This is a genomic window from Rhodococcoides navarretei (assembly GCF_038069675.1).
GTDB classification, from domain to species: Bacteria; Actinomycetota; Actinomycetes; order Mycobacteriales; family Mycobacteriaceae; genus Rhodococcoides; species Rhodococcoides navarretei.
The window spans coordinates 1-5,155 of record NZ_JBBPCN010000002.1 but is presented as its reverse complement, the minus strand read 5'-3'; the positions used below and the strand labels follow the sequence as shown (position 1 = coordinate 5,155).

The following is a 5,155-nucleotide window of genomic DNA, read 5'->3' as shown; positions in this document are numbered from 1 at the left end:
TAAGGGGAGAGGAATGAAAGGAGAAGAGTCCCGTTCTTGCCTCTGCTTCTGATCTCCCTGCCGTTAACCTGTTCCTTTACCATCAAGTGGTTTCCATTCCCTCTCCTTTCGTCGTAGAACGTAAGCCATCCTTCCACTGTATAACCTACTCCCCTCGCAAACAAATGCATCGGCAAAGTGGGCTGAGAGCCTTGTTTTAAACGAGGAATTTGAAGAAGACATACGTTATCGCCACCAGATGAATACGTGCTTTAGCCCAGCTTCAATTCTTCCCTCTCCCATGATGCCTGCGGCGAGTCCTGAGAAAACGGAGACGAGTATCGATGTTTCCAGGAATACGCTTTCAAGCTCAGCCAAGTTGACGTTACCTGCAAATTGAGGAGCTTCGATTGAGGCAAAGACGGAAATCATGTTCTTTATCAGCACGTAGGTTGTGTACAGGAAGACACCAAAGGCCAAGTATATGATAATAACGTAGGAACTCATCATAGCCCTTAGCCTCTTTCTCATCTCTATTTCGAGCTCTGAGAAATTTGAGGCAACGATTAATGCTTCTCTTATGGTTGGTGAAGCCTCGATCGCTTTTACAAGCATCGAGATCGCCTTCTGGAAAACACTGCTCTTAATTCTGCGCTCGAGCTTTATAAAGGCAGAGGTCACGAGTTCTCCCCACTCAACTCTTCTCTTTATCGTCTTTATTTCCTTTCCCAAAATCCCTGCTTCGGTCTCACTCAAATTTTTCAAAGCTTCGACAACGTTTAATCCCGCCTCGTTAAGAGAAGCAAGCTGTTTCAGAAAATCAGGAAGTTCCCCTTCAGCCTTTCTGAGTAATCTTTCACGATACTCAACGAAAAATACAGTTGGCAACCCGAATGCGAGAAAAGTCGTAAAGAGGAGGTAGTCGAACTCCATTTTTCCGTAGAAGATCGTAAAGAAAACCAGTGGAGGCAGGAGGAGGTAAAATAGCAGGTATTTGAATTTCACGACATATGGCATCTCGATGATGGGATAGAGCAGAAAGCTCTTAGATCTTATTGAACCCTCTCCTCAACTTCCTGAACCTGAATGCTGGTGGCCTCTCTGAAGTCCTTGCCAGAATTTCTTCAGTTTCAGTTTCAAATTTGCCTATACTTCTGCTCTCATGGGCCGTTGAGGAGTAGGCTAACCAGAGGACGATTAAGGCTCCTACTTGGCAGAAGAGTGTAATGAAGATACGGTAGAGGGCAAGGGTCGAGCTACCAATCATTGAGAAAACGACGAGAACGATGAGGAAGAAGAGTGGTGCAACTATGAAGAGTGCGAGATATATCTCCGCGATTATCTGCATGGACTCGGAATAGAGTGTGTAAAGCCTTTCTTTCTCGGAAAAGAACTGATCGGACTTCGCCTTCAAGTAATCCAGGACGTTCCCACCGCCCTTGTAGATGTCTATGAAGTTCTCAAGAAAAATCCTCAGTCTCTCGGAAGGAGTTGTTTCCGCCACAAACTTCATGGCACTCTCCAATCCCTCCCATTTCAACGAGGACGACAATCTTTTCAAATTCCGTGCTCAGCTCGCTGAAAAGGTGCCTGTTCTCAGCGATGAATCTGAATGCGGAGACAATCGGCACGTTCCCCTTTGCCATTCCGAGAAGCATGTTGACGGCGTGCGGGAGAGCAGCGTCTATCTTTCCCCTTCTCGAACTCGCAACGTAATATGGATATGAGAGAACCAGATACCTCGTAATTCCGAAAAACAGGACTGCAAAGGCCAGAGAAATACCAATCTGGACTTTCCAGAATTCTACAACCGCACCAAGATAGACGTATTCAATTCCAAACGTTTTTCTAAGAAACAGAGAGATGAGAATTCCGAGTATAACTCCTGCAATCATTGCTATGAGAGAGTAAAAGAGTGAGGCGGCGAGCAATTCAGGAGTCGTGATTTTAAGCCTTGCCCCCTCTATGGCTTTGTCAAGCTCGGAATACCTGCTCGCATTGGCGTCCAGCTTATCTCTGAAGTATTTTTTCATGAAATTCGGTGCGATCGTACGACCTTAGAAAATGCCAGTTCAGGATTTCTGTAGTAACTGTGGATTAGCTTCGTAAATTCCGTGTAATCCCTGACTTCCTTTTTGATCATCCACTCCAGATACCTCTTTCTCCTCTCGAGCTCGAGGTAAACATCGTCGACTCTCGACATCGCAATTTTTTCGAGCTTCTTCGGAACGCTTACTTCAACATGCTCATCTCTTTTCGGGTCCCATCTTGCAAACTGATTTACGAGCAAGTGCTTGTCCGCTGGGTCAATACCGAGGATCTCGTTTATCTCTTTGTCCTCCTTATCCTCCTTCCACTCATTAAATACATGTTCTGCACGAGCACGATGTCCAAAAACTGAAGCATGCTTCTCGGAACGTTAAGCGGTTCGCTCTCAAATCTGTAAACCATTTGGTTTATATCCCCTGCATGGAATGTAGAGTAGCTGGCGTGGCCAGTCGACATCGCCTGGAACAGGGTCTGCGCTTCCCGCCCGCGGACCTCTCCAACGACTATGTAATCCGGTCTCTGCCTCAATGCTGCCCTCAGCAGGTCGTACATGTCAATCTCCTGCTCTCCAATGCCTGTTCTCGTAACCTGAGCGAGCCAGTTGTCGTGGTAAAGCTTTATCTCTCTCGTATCCTCAATGGAAACGACCTTCGCATCAGGGGGAACGAACATCAGTATCGCATTAAGCGTTGTCGTTTTTCCGCTTGCGGTCTCTCCGACGACAATTGCAGATAGCTTGTGCTCTATTGCGAGCCACAGGTAAGCCATGAATCCCCAAGGGAATTGTTCCAAATCTTATCAAGTCGAGAGGTGTGAGTGGCTGGGTCGCAAATTTTCTTATCGTGAAGCTTGAGCCTCTCGGCGTAATTCTCTGTCCCGAGGGTGGCCTGAAGCCTGCTCCCATCTGGGAGTGTGGAATCGACAATTGGGTTCGCCAAGGAAATGTGCTTACCGCTTTTCTGGGTCAGAAGCATCACGAGTCTGTCTAAAGCAATCCTGGGGGATCCTGATGTTTGTCTCGAGATACCCATAGCTCTTGTGGTAAACGAATATTGGAATATCGTAGCCGTCACAGGAAATGTCCTCCACGTTTGGATCAACCATAAGGGGCTCTATAACGCTGAACCCGAAAAATTCCCGGAAAAGATAGTATAGCATTCTTGCATAAAGGCCACTTTCAACCTCAATCCCATACTCCCTCGTGAGTCTCTCAAAATTTTTTACGAGGGCTTTTGCCCTCTCTTCAAGTTCCTGTGAAACGTCGAGAAGCGTGAGAATACGCCTTAAGTCAACTATGAGCGATGCAATAAGTTTGACTTCCTCAACGTTCAGAGAGGGCTCGATAGCGAAGTATCTGAGTTTGTGATACTCGAGATCCTCGAAGATCACGATCTTTATAAATGGCTCTGCGACCCAGTACTCGCTAACCACGTTCTCGAATTTCGGTATTTCGAGCACATCAGCTTTTACGAATCTCTTCAGGATTTCATATCTTTCAATCATTTCGTTATATTTTGCTTCAAAGATATATATTCTTTTCCTGCAAAATTGAAAGTTTATCAATCCACCCCCTCATTTTCTCTCACGAAGACCACGCAGACAATCGAGACTATTGATGCGAGGAGGCAAAATTCGAAGGAAAGCCTGTAGGCTTCCGCAGGATATACGGAATCAATCCTGCCAACCGAGTCCATCAGATAACCCATTATCGTCTGAAACAGTGCTGCGCCGAAGAACGGAAATACGTTAACGACGCTTGTCGAAAACCCTGTCATCCTGAGAGGAAACAGGTCCTTTACGATCGCGTAGGCAACCGGGCCTGTGCTTGAAAAGAATCCCATTAGGAAGGAGATGAGGCAGATTGAAGTGAAGTCGAGAGCAGATGTGGCTATCACGAGCGGAAGCCAGGAAATTGTGAAGCCAACACCGCCAAAGATTAGCACGATTTTCTTGAGCCTGATGAGGTCCGAAATCCTTCCGAAGATCAGCGCTCCAACAATCGTTCCCAGCTCCGATGAGCATCAGTATGCTCCCGGCTGTTGCCTTGGGCATTCCGTAAACATCCATTAGATATGGTCCACCCCAGAGCCCCTGAAATCCCATCACGACTCCATATCTGAGCATTGCAGAAATTGCGATTAGCCAGAGTGAGAAATTGCCCAGGACCAAAAAAAAGTCGTTCCTTTGCAGCTTCTCTTCCTTATAATCCTTAGGAGCATCTCTCACGATTTTCCAGCAGAGGAATATTAGAAGAGCAGTAATCGCGGCAACAAATGAAATTGAGAGTCTCCAGCCAATCAGCTCTATCGCAAGGGCCAGAGGATAGGCTGAGAGAATTGCCCCGAGATTTCCGATTGCAAAAAGAAGAACATGTTGCAGTTGCAAACTCATTCTGCTTGAACCAGACAGATATAATTTTTATTGTGGGAACATAAACACCCGCAACACCTATTCCAATTAGAAGTCTCGAAGCTACTGCCATCTCATAGCTGTTAGCCAAGGAAAGGGTGAGGACGCCGAAGAATGTCAGCAAGGTGAAAATCATTACGGTCCATCTTGGCCCCTTCGTGTCAGAAAGAACACCAACAGGAATTTGTAAAATAGCGTATGGATAAAAATATACCGGAGAAAGAAGTCCAACAGCAAGCGCCGAAACGGCGAATTCTCTCATGAACTCGTCTGCAATAACCGCTGGAGACGTTCTGTGGAAGTAAACGAAGAAATAGATGCTTGAAAGCACGGCGAAGATTGCCCACTTATTCGACCTTGAATCTGAGGATCGCACAGATACCACCGAGTTTCGAGACAATCTCTCCAGGTTCGAACTCCGAGCTGAGTATCAAAACTTTTCCACCCGTCCTCTCGACTTCTTCCATGAAGCCATCTATGTCCCATTTCTCCCTTTCTTCCAACAAGAAATCGTCCGAAATTAGCAGAATTTCGATCGCTCCATACTCCTTTGCCCTTTTAACATCTTCAAGACCATAAGATACCTTTTCATTCTTTGCAATGCCTTCGAGGAGCCTTTCAACAAGCTCGGCTTCTTCTGCAAGCCTTATTTCGCCAACAATCTTGTCTATTACCCTTCTTTTCAAAACCTCGATAAATCCCCTTCTGCCAATCGAAG

At 46.2% G+C, this 5,155-nt stretch carries 8 protein-coding genes; all 8 read right to left on the bottom strand.

What is annotated here, in order from left to right; translation table 11 throughout:
• Positions 1-225 precede the first annotated feature (225 nt).
• The gene (locus tag AABD04_RS25030) at positions 226-996 is read right to left on the bottom strand and encodes a type II secretion system F family protein (RefSeq protein WP_341443149.1); all 771 of its coding nucleotides are present in this window, start codon (positions 994-996) and stop codon (positions 226-228) included.
• A gap of 28 nt (positions 997-1,024) precedes the next feature.
• On the bottom strand, positions 1,025-1,492 hold the full coding sequence (locus tag AABD04_RS25025; RefSeq protein ID WP_341443148.1) for a type II secretion system F family protein: 468 nt from the start codon (positions 1,490-1,492) through the stop codon (positions 1,025-1,027).
• Positions 1,440-2,012, bottom strand: coding sequence for a hypothetical protein (locus tag AABD04_RS25020; RefSeq protein ID WP_341443147.1), 573 nt, complete (start codon positions 2,010-2,012; stop codon positions 1,440-1,442). Before AABD04_RS25020 ends, AABD04_RS25025 begins: the two co-directional genes overlap by 53 nt.
• A 292-nt stretch (positions 2,013-2,304) precedes the next feature.
• Positions 2,305-2,796 (bottom strand): type II/IV secretion system ATPase subunit, encoded by a 492-nt coding sequence (locus AABD04_RS25015; RefSeq protein WP_341443146.1) that lies wholly within the window; start codon positions 2,794-2,796, stop codon positions 2,305-2,307.
• Positions 2,797-2,976: 180 nt separating this feature from the next.
• Entirely contained in the window at positions 2,977-3,531 is a 555-nt protein-coding gene (locus AABD04_RS25010) for a hypothetical protein (protein ID WP_341443145.1), read from the bottom strand.
• A gap of 56 nt (positions 3,532-3,587) precedes the next feature.
• Positions 3,588-4,028: an MFS transporter gene (locus AABD04_RS25005; RefSeq protein WP_341443150.1), complete on the bottom strand. Its 441-nt coding sequence runs from the start codon at positions 4,026-4,028 to the stop codon at positions 3,588-3,590.
• Between the two features lie 209 nt (positions 4,029-4,237).
• Positions 4,238-4,768, bottom strand: a complete 531-nt coding sequence (locus AABD04_RS25220; protein ID WP_423228252.1) for an MFS transporter — start codon at positions 4,766-4,768, stop codon at positions 4,238-4,240.
• A 16-nt stretch (positions 4,769-4,784) separates the two neighbouring features.
• A partial coding sequence (locus AABD04_RS25000; RefSeq protein WP_341443144.1) for a pelota family protein occupies positions 4,785-5,155 on the bottom strand: 371 nt, incomplete at its 5' end.